The 13,455-nt window shown below is 71.3% G+C and carries 11 protein-coding genes and 1 riboswitch; of the genes, 5 read left to right on the top strand and 6 right to left on the bottom strand.

The annotated features are described in order from the left end of the window. Positions 1-1,077: SGNH/GDSL hydrolase family protein (locus ACZ6I3_RS37300; protein WP_469420786.1), on the top strand; the 1,077-nt coding region annotated here is incomplete at its 5' end. Here ACZ6I3_RS37300 and ACZ6I3_RS37305 read toward each other — a convergent pair. Then, positions 1,013-1,507, bottom strand: coding sequence for a DUF456 domain-containing protein (locus tag ACZ6I3_RS37305; protein WP_469420787.1), 495 nt, complete (start codon positions 1,505-1,507; stop codon positions 1,013-1,015). The two genes, ACZ6I3_RS37300 and ACZ6I3_RS37305, sit on opposite strands and share 65 nt — an antisense overlap. Positions 1,508-1,842: 335 nt before the next feature. Continuing rightward, positions 1,843-2,832, bottom strand: a complete 990-nt coding sequence (locus ACZ6I3_RS37310) for a helix-turn-helix domain-containing protein (RefSeq protein ID WP_469420788.1) — start codon at positions 2,830-2,832, stop codon at positions 1,843-1,845. A gap of 680 nt (positions 2,833-3,512) precedes the next feature. Between ACZ6I3_RS37310 and ACZ6I3_RS37315 the strand changes: the two genes are divergently transcribed. From ACZ6I3_RS37315 to ACZ6I3_RS37330, 4 genes are all read left to right on the top strand, one after another. Then, the gene (locus ACZ6I3_RS37315; protein ID WP_469420789.1) at positions 3,513-4,019 is read left to right on the top strand and encodes a GNAT family N-acetyltransferase; all 507 of its coding nucleotides are present in this window, start codon (positions 3,513-3,515) and stop codon (positions 4,017-4,019) included. A 52-nt stretch (positions 4,020-4,071) separates the two neighbouring features. After that, a riboswitch (cobalamin riboswitch) is annotated at positions 4,072-4,210 on the top strand. 123 nt (positions 4,211-4,333) lie between these two features. Beyond that, positions 4,334-6,709 (top strand): ribonucleoside-diphosphate reductase subunit alpha, encoded by a 2,376-nt coding sequence (locus ACZ6I3_RS37320; RefSeq protein WP_469420790.1) that lies wholly within the window; start codon positions 4,334-4,336, stop codon positions 6,707-6,709. After that, a complete protein-coding gene (locus ACZ6I3_RS37325) occupies positions 6,709-7,716 on the top strand; it encodes a ribonucleotide-diphosphate reductase subunit beta (RefSeq protein ID WP_469420791.1) in 1,008 nt (335 codons plus the stop codon). The genes ACZ6I3_RS37320 and ACZ6I3_RS37325 overlap by 1 nt, the downstream gene beginning before the upstream one ends. 248 nt (positions 7,717-7,964) lie before the next feature. Continuing rightward, on the top strand, positions 7,965-8,927 hold the full coding sequence (locus tag ACZ6I3_RS37330; protein ID WP_399024381.1) for a GlxA family transcriptional regulator: 963 nt from the start codon (positions 7,965-7,967) through the stop codon (positions 8,925-8,927). A gap of 13 nt (positions 8,928-8,940) precedes the next feature. Here ACZ6I3_RS37330 and ACZ6I3_RS37335 read toward each other — a convergent pair whose 3' ends face one another. From ACZ6I3_RS37335 to ACZ6I3_RS37350, 4 genes are all read right to left on the bottom strand, one after another. After that, complete coding sequence (locus ACZ6I3_RS37335; RefSeq protein WP_469420792.1) at positions 8,941-10,308, bottom strand: bifunctional albaflavenone monooxygenase/terpene synthase; 1,368 nt, start codon at positions 10,306-10,308, stop codon at positions 8,941-8,943. Then, positions 10,305-11,390, bottom strand: a complete 1,086-nt coding sequence (cyc1, locus tag ACZ6I3_RS37340; protein ID WP_469420793.1) for an epi-isozizaene synthase — start codon at positions 11,388-11,390, stop codon at positions 10,305-10,307. The genes ACZ6I3_RS37335 and cyc1 overlap by 4 nt, the downstream gene beginning before the upstream one ends. A gap of 295 nt (positions 11,391-11,685) precedes the next feature. Further along, positions 11,686-12,336 (bottom strand): peptide deformylase, encoded by a 651-nt coding sequence (gene def, locus ACZ6I3_RS37345; protein ID WP_469420794.1) that lies wholly within the window; start codon positions 12,334-12,336, stop codon positions 11,686-11,688. A gap of 118 nt (positions 12,337-12,454) precedes the next feature. Next, positions 12,455-13,435: a tetratricopeptide repeat protein gene (locus ACZ6I3_RS37350; RefSeq protein WP_382490761.1), complete on the bottom strand. Its 981-nt coding sequence runs from the start codon at positions 13,433-13,435 to the stop codon at positions 12,455-12,457. Positions 13,436-13,455 lie beyond the last annotated feature (20 nt).

Below are 13,455 nucleotides of genomic sequence, written 5' to 3' on the forward strand. Positions count from 1 at the left end.
ATCGGCGGCACCGCCGTCCGCGTCCGGCTCAGCAACCGGCTCGGCACCCGGCCCCTGCGCCTCGGCGCGGTCACCGTCGCGCTGCGCCGCGCGGCCGGCCCCGACGCCGTACCCGGCACCCTGCGCACCGCCGCCTTCCACGGCGCCCCGGAGGCGACCGTCCCGCCGGGCGCGGACACGGTCACCGACCCGGTGCCGCTGCCCGTGCCCGCCGGTGCCGACCTGCTCGTCACCGTGTACACACCGGACGACTCCGGGCCCGCCACCTACCACCGCACCGCCCTGCAGACCAGCTACCTGGCCCGGCCCGGCGCCGGCCGGGCCGCCGACGAGTCCGGCACCGCGTACACGGCCACCACCAGCCGCTGGTACTACGTCACCGGCGTCGACGTGCGCGGGTCCGCCGCCGGCAGCGTCGTCGCGTTCGGGGACTCGCTCACCGACGGCAACGGCTCCACCCCCGACACCAACCGGCGCTGGCCCGACCGGCTCGCCCGGCGGCTGCTCGGCCACCGGATCGGCGTCCTCAACGCGGGCATCGCCGGTAACCGCCTGCTGCGCGACGGCACCGGACCGAGCGCTCTCGCCCGCCTGGACGCCGACGCGCTGGACCGGGCCGGCGTTCGGGCGCTGGTGGTCTTCGAGGGCATCAACGACATCAAGGGCACCCCGGCGGCGCACGACACGGACGCCTTCGCGGACGCCTACCGCACCCTGGTGGCCCGGGCTCACACCCGCGGCATCCGGGTCGTCGGGGTCACCCTCACCCCGTACGGCGGCTACCCCGCCTGGACCGCCGCCGGTGAGGACGTACGGCAGCGGGTGAACGGCTTCATCCGCACCGGCGGCGCCTTCGACGCGGTCGCCGACGCGGACGCCGCCGTCCGGGACCCGGCCGACCCCCGGCGCATCCGGGCCGCCTACGACCCCGGCGACCATCTGCACTTCAACGACGCCGGCATGGCCGCCGTGGCCGACACGGTCCACCGCGCCCTGACCCGCCGGCCGCACGTCACCGTGCCGGCCAGCCCCACAGCACCGCACCCAGCCACGCCCCCGCGATCAGCAGGCAGGTGAACAGCTCCGCCAGCACACTGGCGCCGCCCGCCCGCATCGCCGTCCGCAGCGCGGCCATCGCCTCGCCGTGCCGGCCGAGCCGCAGCCGCTCCTCCAGATAGATCCCGGCCAGGAAACCCGGCAGGGCGCCCAGCACGGGTACCAGCACGAAACCGAGGACCGCCCCGGCACCCGCGTACACCGCCATCAGCGGGGTGGCGCCACTCTCCTGGAGCCGGCGCGGCGGCAGCGCCCAGCGCACGACCTGCGACAGCAGCAGCACCGCGGTGGCGCCGACCAGGACGCCCCAGGCCACCGGCTGCGGGTCCTTCAGCGCCCACCACAGCACCGCGGCCCACACCAGCCACGACCCCGGCGCCCCGGGCACCAGCACTCCGCACAGCCCCAGCGCGATCACCACGCCGACCAGCAGGAGTTCCCACGCTCCCATCTGCCCAGGGTGCAGGACGGGGGACGACATCGCAGGTCATCAGAGGGAGGGGGAGGGGGGCCGAGGCCACTGGGGCGACGGGGCCCAGGTGCTGGTGTGCCGGGGGTCTGGGGTGCCAGGGCGACGGGGGCTCGGGTGCTGGGATCCAGGGGGCCGGGGTGCCAAGCGCCAGGGGTGCCGGGCTGGGGTGCCTCGTGCTGGGGTGTCGGGGGGCCGGGGTGCCAGGCGCCTGGGGAGCCGGGTTGGGACGCCCGGGCGAGGGGGTGCCTGGGTGCTGGGGTGCCCGGGCGCCGGGGTAGGGGTGCTGGGCTGCCGGGGAGCCGGGCTGTGGCTGGTCAGTGGGCGTCCTCGCGGGTGACCCAGCCGCGCTCCCGGGCGTGCCAGCCCAGCTGCAGCCGGGTCGTCACCCCGGCCAGCTCCATCAGCCGCCGCACCCGGCGTTGGACCGTCCGCAGGCCCAGGTCGAGCTGCTTGGCCACGCTCGCGTCCGTCATCCCGGCCAGCAGCAGCGACAGCACCTCCAGGTCGGTGGCGTCCGGGCCCTCCGGCTGCTGCTCGGTCACCCCGCGGGCGCCCAGGCGCAGCGGCAGCGCCTCCCGCCACACCGACTCGAACAGCCCGGCGAGCAGCTCCAGCAGCCCGCTGGCGTGCACCACCAGCGCGGCCGGTTCCGCCGTACGCGACGTCAGCGGCACCATCGCGAGCGAGCGGTCGGCCACCACCAGCTTGGTCGGCACCCGGTCCACCACCCGGACCCGCTCGTCCCGGCCGAGCGCCGCCGTCAGTTCGGTCAGCCCGTGCGGCAGGTCCAGCACCGAGCGCTCCACGACCACCCGGTAGCGCACCCCGCGCCCGGCCGCCTGCTCCTCGGCGTCGTTCTCCATGCCGGACACGGCGACCGGACTGCCGGTGACCAGCGCGCACACCTCCTCGGTCGCGCCCAGCTGGAGCTGAAGGAAGCGCTGGGCGACGGCCGAGGTGCCGGTCACCACCTCCACCAGGTCGTGCACCGCCGGTTCGGCCGCCGCCGCCCGGTACTCCTCCGCGAGCAGCGCCGCCGCCAGCTCCGCCTTCTCCAGCTCGTGCCGCTGCTGGGTGAGCAGGGCGCCCAGCGCCACCCCGGGCGGCGCCGCCACCCAGCGGCCCGGCCGGGCCGAGGACCGGGCCGCCAGACCCCGCCGCTCCAGCCGGCGCAGCGCCCGCTCGGTGTCCTGCTCGGCCAGCGTCAGGCGCCGCGCCAGATCGGCCACGTCGGCCGCGCCCACGGACACCAGCGCCCGGTACGCCGCCTCGTGCGTCTCGTCGAGCCCTATCGCTGCCAGCATCGGCCCACGTCCCTCCCTGCGCACCCGTCACGGAAGCGGGTCGGCCTGGCGGAAACCGGCCACGGCGTAAACCCGCCGCCGCACATCATCGCCGTAGCGGCGGGGACTCTGCCAAGGTGGGCAGCACCGAGGGACGCGCGGCCGTGTACACGTTTCACCGCCGCGCCCCGAGGAACCCAGGACGGTGGCCCGGGCCCGGACGTGCGCGCGCACGAAGGGGATGCGGGGCCGGGTCACTTCGGACGCCGCCGGGCGGTCCTCCCGTGGGGGGTGGGGCCGCCCGGCGGCCACCAGCCTTTTGTCGTACGGCAGTTCACCCCCTCACTCGACACGCCGTTCGACGCGGCGGATGCGCCGGATTTTCCCGATGCCCCGTTTTCATACGGCCCGTGCGGTGGACAATCAGAGGCATGAGCCAGCAGGGGGGAAGACCCGCCCGTCATGAGGACGACTGGTGGGGGGAGCTGTACGACGACTCCCCCCAGGACACGGGTCCCACGGCAGCGCCCGATTCCCTGGACGACCGGTACGCCTCGGCGCGCAGCGCGGTGGCGGGGGGGGGGGGGGAGACGACGGGGGGGGGAACCCCCGGACACACCCCACCCCCCCCCCCCCCCCCCCCACCCCCCCCCCCCGCCCCCCCCCCCCCCCCCCCCCCCGCTGTCGTACACACTCACGCCATGGACACCCTGATCCGGCGAGTGAAACCCACCGAGTACGGCCCCCTCGGGGAGCTGACGGCCCACGCCTATCTCGCGGACGGCCTCCTCGACTTCGGCGAGAGCGACGAGTACCTCCACGAACTGCGGGACGTCGCCAAACGGGCGGCCGCGGCCGACGTCCTGGTCGCCGTCGAGAACGACACCCTCCTCGGCGGCGTCACCTTCGTACCGTCGGGCGGCCCCATGGCCGACATAGCCGGCCCGGGAGAGGCCGAGATACGGATGCTCGCCGTCGCGCACGCCGCCCGCGGCCGCGGCACGGGCGAGGCCCTCGTGGGCGCCTGCGTCGACCGGGCACGGGCCACGCCCGGCTGTCTCCGCGTCGTGCTGTCGACCCAGCGCACCATGCGCGCGGCCCACCGCATCTACGAGCGCCTGGGTTTCACCCGCACTCCCGGGCGCGACTGGAACCCGCTCCCGCACCTGGACGACATCACTCTCCTCACTTATCAGTTGACACTCTGAAACCAGCACGACACAACATCTGGGGGTGTCACCCGAACCCAGCACAAGATGTATGCTCGTGCTCGCTGTCGCCGCAGGGGAATCCGGCGCGAATCCGGAACTGTCCCGCAACGGTGTACTTGTGCGTATACGCCCTCAAGGCGGAGCGCACACGCTTCAGTCCGAGGACCTGCCGACAGCGCGCCCGGCCGTCCGGCCGGGGTGCCCTGACGTCCGGGCCTCGTGGAATGGGCCGGTGGACGCGACGCCGTGTGCGCTCGTGTGCTGCCCCCTGCCCTGCGCGAGGCCCCTTGCCGAGCGAGGGAGAGCCCCACGTGACCATCGCGCCAGCCGAACCGGTCTCAGCTGCCGAAGAAGAGCACGACGGTCCCGGTGCCGCGCTGCTGCGGACCCTGACCGAGCTGACCGCCGATCTCCCCGACGCCGACCCCGGCCGGGTCGCCGCCGCCGCGTTGCGCGGCCGGTCCGCGCGGGCGGACGAGACGGAGCTGCGCGAGCTCGCGACGGAGGCGGCCGCCGGCCTCATCTCCGAGGACCCCGCCTACTCCCGGCTGGCCGCGCGCCTGCTGACGATCGGCATCCGTGCCGAGGCCGCCTCGCAGGGCGTCACGTCCTTCACCGAGTCCGTGGCGGTCGGCCACCGGGAGGGCCTGATCGCCGACCGGACCGCCGAGTTCGTGCGCCTGCACGCTGCCCGGCTCGACGCGCTGATCGACCGGGCCGCCGACGACCGCTTCGGCTACTTCGGTCTGCGGACGCTGCACAGCCGCTACCTGCTCCGCCACCCGATCACCCGCAAGGTCGTCGAGACGCCCCAGCACTTCATGCTGCGCGTCGCCGCCGGCCTCGCCGAGGACGACACGGCACAGTCCGTCGACGAGGTCGCCGCGCTCTACGGGCTCATGAGCCGCCTCGACTACCTCCCCTCCTCCCCCACCCTCTTCAACTCCGGCACGCGGCACCCCCAGATGTCGTCCTGCTACCTCCTCGACTCCCCCAAGGACGAGCTCGACTCGATCTACGACCGGTACCACCAGGTGGCCCGGCTGTCGAAGCACGCGGGCGGCATCGGCCTCTCGTACTCCCGTATCCGTGCGCGCGGTTCGCTGATCCGCGGCACCAACGGCCACTCCAACGGCATCGTCCCGTTCCTGAAGACCCTCGACGCCTCGGTCGCCGCCGTGAACCAGGGCGGCCGCCGCAAGGGCGCGGCCGCGGTCTACCTGGAGACCTGGCACTCCGACATCGAGGAGTTCCTGGAGCTGCGCGACAACACCGGCGAGGACGCCCGCCGTACGCACAACCTGAACCTCGCGCACTGGGTGCCGGACGAGTTCATGCGGCGGGTGAACACCGACGGGCCGTGGTCGCTGTTCTCCCCCTCGGACGTGCCCGAGCTGGTCGACCTGTACGGCGCGGAGTTCGACGCCGCGTACCGGGAGGCCGAGGCGAAGGGCCTGGCGAGGAAGACCCTGCCCGCCCGTGAGCTGTACGGCCGCATGATGCGCGCCCTCGCGCAGACCGGCAACGGCTGGATGACGTTCAAGGACGCCGCCAACCGCACCGCCAACCAGACGGCAGAGCCGGGCCACGTCGTCCACTCCTCCAACCTCTGCACGGAGATCCTGGAGGTCACCGACGACGGGGAGACGGCGGTCTGCAACCTGGGGTCGGTCAACCTCGGCGCCTTCGTCGACCAGACCCGCGGGGACATCGACTGGGAGCGGCTGGACGAGACCGTCCGTACGGCCGTGACCTTCCTCGACCGTGTCGTGGACATCAACTTCTACCCGACCGAGCAGGCGGGCCGCTCCAACGCCCGCTGGCGTCCGGTCGGCCTCGGGGCCATGGGCCTGCAGGACGTCTTCTTCAAGCTGCGCCTGCCCTTCGACTCGCCCGAGGCCAAGGCGCTCTCCACCCGGATCGCCGAGCGGATCATGCTCGCCGCGTACGAGGCCTCCGCCGACCTGGCCGAGCGCAGCGGCCCGCTGCCGGCCTGGGAGAAGACCCGTACGGCCCGGGGTGTGCTGCACCCGGACCACTACGACGTGGAGCTGACCTGGCCCGAGCGCTGGGCGGCCCTGCGCGAGCGCATCGCCGCGACCGGCATGCGCAACTCCCTGCTCCTCGCCATCGCGCCCACGGCCACCATCGCCTCCATCGCGGGCGTGTACGAGTGCATCGAGCCGCAGGTGTCCAACCTGTTCAAGCGCGAGACGCTGTCGGGTGAGTTCCTCCAGGTCAACTCCTACCTGGTGGACGAGCTCAAGCAGCTCGGCGTGTGGGACGCCCGCAGTCGGGAGGCGCTGCGCGAGGCGAACGGCTCGGTGCAGGAGTTCGCCTGGATCCCCGCGGACGTACGGGCGCTCTACCGCACGGCGTGGGAGGTCCCGCAGCGCGGCCTGATCGACATGGCGGCGGCCAGGACCCCGTTCCTGGACCAGTCCCAGTCCCTGAACCTCTTCATGGAGACGCCGACCATCGGCAAGCTCTCCTCGATGTACGCGTACGCCTGGAAGGCCGGGCTGAAGACGACGTACTACCTGCGCTCGCGCCCGGCGACCCGCATCGCCCGCGCCGCACAGGCCCAGGCTCAGCCTGAGAAGACCATCCCCGTGCAGCAGACGGCCGACCCCGACGCGGTCGCCTGCTCCCTGGAAAACCCCGAGTCCTGCGAGGCCTGCCAGTAATGACCACCCAGAACCTTCTCGACCCCGGCTTCGAGCTCACCCTGCGTCCCATGCGCTACCCGGACTTCTACGAGCGCTACCGGGACGCCATCAAGAACACCTGGACCGTGGAGGAGGTCGACCTCCACTCGGACGTCGCGGACCTCGCCAAGCTGTCCCCCGAGGAGCAGCACCTGATCGGCCGTCTGGTCGCCTTCTTCGCGACGGGCGACTCGATCGTCGCGAACAACCTGGTGCTGACGCTGTACAAGCACATCAACTCCCCCGAGGCGCGGCTGTACCTGTCCCGCCAGCTGTTCGAGGAGGCCGTGCACGTCCAGTTCTATCTGACGCTGCTCGACACCTATCTCCCCGACCCGGAGGACCGCACCGCGGCGTTCGACGCCGTGGAGAGCATCCCCTCCATCCGCGAGAAGGCCGGGTTCTGCTTCAAGTGGATGGACTCGGTGGAGAAGCTGGACCGGCTGGAGACCCAGTCCGACCGCCGCCGCTTCCTGCTGAACCTGATCTGCTTCGCCGCGTGCATCGAGGGCCTGTTCTTCTACGGTGCCTTCGCCTACGTCTACTGGTTCCGCAGCCGGGGCCTGCTGCACGGCCTGGCCACCGGCACCAACTGGGTGTTCCGCGACGAGACGATGCACATGTCCTTCGCCTTCGAGGTGGTCGACACCGTCCGCAAGGAGGAGCCGGAGCTGTTCGACGACCAGCTCGAGCAGCAGGTCACGGACATGCTGCGGGAGGCCGTCGAAGCCGAGCTGCAGTTCGCGCGCGACCTGTGCGGTGACGGCCTCCCGGGCATGAACACCGAGTCCATGCGGCAGTACCTGGAGTGCGTCGCCGACCAGCGGCTCAGCCGCCTCGGCTTCGCTCCGGTGTACGGCTCCGAGAACCCCTTCTCCTTCATGGAGCTCCAAGGGGTTCAGGAGCTGACCAACTTCTTCGAGCGCCGTCCCTCGGCGTACCAGGTGGCGGTGGAGGGCACCGTCGACCTGGACGAGGAGTTCTGAGCCCGCTCGCTCTCCCCGGCCTCCTGGGCCTCCCTGATCTGACGGTCGACGCGCCGGTCGCGCGCGATGCCGATCACTGACGGGAGGACCAGGAGGACCAGCGTCCCGAGTACGAAGATCATTGCGATGAGTGTCTGTGCCTGGTTCGTTTCCATGGACACCACTGTCGCGCCGATGACTCCTTACCGTCAGTGGCAGTACTGCCGTAGGCCCTCGAATTACTGCCACAGGCGAGGCACACTGGAGACATGCTCCAGAACGTGGCCGCCGTCCTGCTCGACGGCGTGAACCCCTTCGAACTGGGTGTGGTGTGCGAAGTCTTCGGCACCGACCGCAGCGACGAGGGCCTGCCGGTGTACGACTTCGCCGTCGCCTCGGCCGAGGGCCCGGTCCTGCGCATGAACTCGGGCTTCTCGCTCCAGGTCGAGCACGGCCTGGAGCGGCTGGAGACGGCCGACCTGATCGCGGTACCGGCCGGGCACAGCTACGCGTCCCGTGAGTTCCCGCCGGAGCTGCTGGACGCCCTGCGGCGCGGGGTCGACCGGGGCGCCCGGGTGCTCAGCGTCTGCTCCGGCGCCTTCGTGCTGGCCGCTGCCGGGCTGCTGGACGACCGCCGCTGCGCCGTGCACTGGAAGCACGCGCGGGACCTCGCCCGGCAGTACCCCCGGGCCGTCGTGGAGCCGGACGTGCTCTACGTGGACGAGGACCCGGTGATCACCTCCGCCGGTACGGCCGCCGGAATCGACGCCTGCCTCCACCTGGTGCGCAAGGAGCAGGGCACCGAGGTCGCCAACAAGATCGCCCGGCGGATGGTGGTGCCGCCGCACCGCGACGGCGGCCAGGCCCAGTACATCGAGCGCCCGCTGCCGCACTCCGAGGGCGACACGATCGGCGACGTGCTGGCGTGGATGGAACGCCACCTCGACGAGGAGGTCACCGTCGAGCAGCTCGCCGCCCACGCCCACATGTCCCCGCGCACCTTCGCCCGCCGCTTCCAGCAGGAGACGGGGACGACTCCCTACCGCTGGGTGCTGCGCCAGCGGGTGCTGCTGGCCCAGCGGCTGCTGGAGGCGACGGACGAGACGATGGACGCGATCGCCGGCCGAACGGGGTTCGGCAACGCGGCCACGCTGCGCCATCACTTCGTCCGGGCGGTGGGCACCACGCCGAACGCCTACCGGCGCACGTTCAGGGGTCCCGAAGCGGCCTGACGATCACCGTCTGTCACCTCGGCACCGGCCGCAGCAGCAGGTCGTGCGGCCGGAGCGTGATGCCGACGCGCGTGGCGGCGTTGGAACCGGCCACCGGCTCGAAGCGGTACCTGGCGGCCAGCGCCGCCGTGATCAGCGTCAGCTGGGCCATCGAGAAGTGGTCGCTCGGACACTTGCGGTTGCCCGTGCTGAACGGGCTCATGGCGTGCTTCGGGACGTCCTTGACCCGGTCCGGCAGCCAGCGATCGGGGTCGAACTCCAGGTGCCGCTCGTACGACTTCGCGTCGCGCTGGATCGCGTACGGACTGTAGACGATGTCCGCCCCGGCCGGAATCCGGTATCCGCCGAGTTCCGTGTCCCGCACCGCCCGGCGGGTCAGAATCCAGACGGCGGGGCGCAAACGCAGGGCCTCGACGACGACATTGTTGGTGTGCCCGAGTCCCCGGACGTCCTCGAATGCCACCGGCCTCCCGCAGGTGACTGCTTCTACTTCGTCCCGCACCCGGTCCGCCTGTTCAGGGTGTTCCGCGAGCATATGCAACAGCCACATGATCGTGGAGGCGACGGTTTCGCTGCCGGGGGTGAGGATCGCGACGACCTGATCGTGGATCTCCTGTTCCCCGATGGGGTCGCCATTCTCGTCCTTCGCCTCCAGCAATGCCGTCAGCAAATCGTCCGGCTTTTGACCGGATGCCCGGCGCTCGGCGACGATCTCGTCGACCAGGAGATGCAAATCGGCCAATGCCCGGTTGAATTCGCGGTTGGCCGGGAGCGGCAGCCTGTAGAGCGGCCCGAGCGGGACCACCATCCGCCGGTACATCCCGCGGAAGACGGTGGCGAGCGCGACGCACAGCCGCTCCGCCCGCTCGTCCATGGAGGCGCCGCGCAGCAGACAGCGGGCCGCGATGCGCACGGCCACCCGGAAGGACTCGGAGGTGCAGTCGATCGTCTGGCCGGACCTCCAGCGCTCGGCCAGCGCGTGCGCCTCCTCCTCCATGATCGGCCCGTAGGCGGGGATGGCGTCGAGCCGGAAGGCGGGCTGGATGGTGCGCCGCTGGCGACGGTGCCGCGGCCCGTTCGCCGTGGCCACTCCCTCCTTGCCGAGCAGGCCTTCCAGGGACTCCCAGAGCGGGCCGGCGATGATGAAGTCGTTGCTCAGCGCCAGTGCGCCGGTGAGCTCCGGGGTGGTGACGGCGTACACGGTCTTCGGCCCGAGCTTCAGGCGGACCACGTCGCCGTGGTCGCGCAGCCGGGACATGAACGCCAGCGGGTCGCGCACGAGCTGCCAGCCGTGGCCGAGGCCGGGGACACCGCCGCCCGCCCGGGGCGGCTCACGCAGATCCGGAGCCAGGGCTTCGGGCTGCACGGACTCGACGGTCATTTCTCACCTGCCGCTTCGTTGTTGACGTACGGGGGCGTGGACCGGTCGTCCCAGCTGTCGACCATGTACCGGCCGGACTCGTGGTGGAACCAGTAGACGGAACTGAACCAGTTGCGCATATTGCTCAGACAGGCCCGCACGGCGGCGCTCAGTTCCTTTCCCCTCACGGTGCCGTCGGCGAGGTCGTCGGCGAACCGCAATGCTTCCTCTTCGACGTCGATGAATTCGGTTATGCAATTCTCGACACGGTGCCTCAGGTCAACGACCGCCTGTTCCAGAGTCAGCCCCTCATGAGTGATGAGACTGATTCCGAGATTGTGCACCTCGTCGCCCGCAATTTCTTTGGGAAGGGAGCAGAGGTCGTTGTACCAGGCGGCAAATTCCTGGCTCAGCAGCGCCGCCCGCCGGTATGCGGGGTGCTTCCGAACGGGGTCGGGTATTTCGCATCCCGCGGCCGGCTCCAGGAGATCCGTCCATATCCAGTGAGCGAAGGTGAGCCGGCGCAAGCGGAGATACTCGTCGACCGTGGGCACGATTCCGTGGGTACGGTTGTGGAACTCCCGGTCGTATGCGTCGACCACCGCGTGGAAGTGCCGGGCGAACCGGAGGTTCCACGTCCTCGGCAGGAACGCGTACAGCCGCAGGACGCTGTCCGCGAACCCGGCGACCAGTGGGTCCTCGTGGTGCAGGTGCGCCCCGGGGAAGTCGAGGGCCGTGTGCAGCCGGTCCCGCAGCCGCCGCCAGGCGACCGGACGGCCGTGCACGATGTCGCGGTCGTGCCGGTCGTCCCAGACGAAGAACCAGGCGCTGTAGTCCGCGATCGCCTGGAGGACCTCGCCGGAGGCACCGATGTAGTACCCGGCCATGAGGTCGGTGTAGCAAAGGCCATCGGCATATTCCTCCACCTTGTCCGCGGGCATGAGCCGCTTTTCGAGCAGCCAGGCCCGGGTCTTCTCCTGACACTGCGGCCAATACGGATGGAGTTGCCGGGGAAACGCCGCCTCGATCACCGGGAGAGAGAGCGACGGTGGAACTGCGATGGTGGTCGGTGTCGATGTGGTGCCGTGTGACAAAGCGTGCACGAACTAACCCCTCTCAGCCGCCAGTCGGCGCGGGCGCCCCTCCCTTCGTGCCGGGCGTGCGCCGTTGCATACCCCGCTCATCCCATTCAGCACTACAACTGACCGTTCTGGGAACGCATTTGCTTCATTCACTACCCCACAGTGCCGGGATCCTCCCGGTGTGTGACTGGTGGCGGATCGCCAGGAGAGCAGAAGCGATCGAACGTGCGACGGACAGGCGAACGACACAGACGAACGGCGTCTGTTCGGGACGGGAATCCCGAACAGACGCCGTTCGCCTGGTGCTCGTGAGGTCTCAGTCGTTCGCGACCACGGGGTAGCGAGGCTCGTTCTCGGCCATCTGCCGCAGCGCGTCCTTGCGCTCGCGCTTGGAGAGCCGGTCGATGTACAGGGAGCCGTACAGGTGGTCGGTCTCGTGCTGCAAACACCGAGCGAAGTATCCGGTGCCGCGCACCTTGATCGGGTTGCCCTTCTCGTCCTGCCCGGTCACCTCGGCGTAGTCGGGCCGCGCGAGCGGGGCGTACGCGGTGGGCACGGACAGGCAGCCCTCGTTGCTGTCGTCCAGCCGGCGCTTCTCGGCGGGCAGTTCGACGAGCCTGGGGTTGCAGATCACGCCGGTGTGCCGGGCACCCTCGTCGTCGGGGCAGTCGTAGATGAAGACCTTCAGGTCGACACCGATCTGGTTGGCGGCCAGGCCCACGCCCTCGGCGGTGCGCTGGCTGGCGAACATGTCCGCGACGAGCTGCTGGAGCTCCTCGCCGAACTCGGTGACGTCCTTGCACTCCTTGTGCAGCACCGGGTTCCCGACCACCGTGATCGGCCGCGAGGTCCCCCGCTCCCGCCAGGCCGCCTCGCGCTCCTCGCAGTCCTCCGTGTCGATCACGTACCCCTCGTCATCGACGGGGAGCACGCCCGCGTCCTGCTGATCGGTGTCCTGCTGAGCCATGACGTTACGTACGCCTTCCTGAACAAATCCAAGCTGGGATGCTGATACAGGGTACGGGCATCAGGGGCGCGGGGAACTGCGCGAACAACCACGACGAACCCGCACCCGGACGACCGCGTCAGCAGACCTCTTCAAGATCGCGCCAGTCACGGGAATCAGGACTGTCGGCCACCCACCCGTCCAGCAACCCCCTGACCAGCGAAGCCGGCGCGGCCAACCCGCACTCCCGCTCCGGCACCCACAACTGCCCGTCCGTCCGATGCCCCAACGGCCCGGGATGCCCCGGCTCACTGTGATCGTGCGGATCGAGATGCTCCCCGTCACCCTCGTCCGACGGCATCCGGGACTCCGAGCACATCCGGCACAGCAACCGCACCGAGGAGGACCAGTCCTCCGCCGCGAACCCGGCGTCACCCGCGAGCTGCTCCAGCGCGTCCCGGTCCGCCTCGGTCGCCGCCTCCAGCAGCACCACCCAGGTCGGCACCGGCGACGGCGCCCACAGCTCGATCTCGTCGAACACCGGGTAGGTGTGCCCGGCGGCCGTGGTCCGCTCCCCGTGGGGCACCCCGTCGTGCAGCACGACCTCGCCCCAGCGCCGCCCCGAAGACGGCAGCGGAATGGACAGCACCTCGATCCGCGCGGGATCCAGCCGCCGCCCCCACACGACCTCGGCCTCCCCCTCGGGGGACAGCCGTACGGCCGCGCTGCCGAGGTCCATGCCGACGGGCTCGCCGGCGGCGGTGGCCGAACCCGGCATCCGCAGCCCGTAGGCCTGCCAGGCGCGCCGGGCCAGCGGCCAGTCCTGGAGGGCGGTCGCGGCGATGCCGACGTTCCACCAGTCGGGCGCACCGGTGTCCCGGTCGAGCAGCGCCACGGCCCTGAGGCCCGCCGCCCGCGCCTGCTCCCAGTCGTGCCGGAACTTGTGCAGCAGCGCGAGGTTGAACCACGACTCGGACAGCCAGGGCTCCAGGTCGGCGGCACGTGTCAACAGTGCGCCGGCGTCCTCGTACCGGCCGTCGCCGATCAGTGTGAACGCCCGGTCTGTGGCCTGCCGCCAGGAGGCGGAGGGCCGGTGCCGTCCCTTGCCGAAGATCCTCACGATTCCCGCCTGCCAGTTCC

It is taken from the genome of Streptomyces sp. NPDC041940 (assembly GCF_055589465.1).

Bases quoted from the DNA above. Each gene is read 5' to 3' on its own strand.
- ACZ6I3_RS37305 (WP_469420787.1), bottom strand. From the start codon at position 1,507: ATGGGAGCGTGGGAACTCCTGCTGGTCGGCGTGGTGATCGCGCTGGGG.
- ACZ6I3_RS37325 (WP_469420791.1), top strand. From the start codon at position 6,709: ATGACCACCCAGAACCTTCTCGACCCCGGCTTCGAGCTCACCCTGCGT.
- ACZ6I3_RS37310 (WP_469420788.1), bottom strand. From the start codon at position 2,832: ATGCTGGCAGCGATAGGGCTCGACGAGACGCACGAGGCGGCGTACCGG.
- ACZ6I3_RS37330 (WP_399024381.1), top strand. From the start codon at position 7,965: ATGCTCCAGAACGTGGCCGCCGTCCTGCTCGACGGCGTGAACCCCTTC.
- ACZ6I3_RS37335 (WP_469420792.1), bottom strand. From the start codon at position 10,308: ATGACCGTCGAGTCCGTGCAGCCCGAAGCCCTGGCTCCGGATCTGCGT.
- ACZ6I3_RS37315 (WP_469420789.1), top strand. From the start codon at position 3,513: ATGGACACCCTGATCCGGCGAGTGAAACCCACCGAGTACGGCCCCCTC.
- def (WP_469420794.1), bottom strand. From the start codon at position 12,336: ATGGCTCAGCAGGACACCGATCAGCAGGACGCGGGCGTGCTCCCCGTC.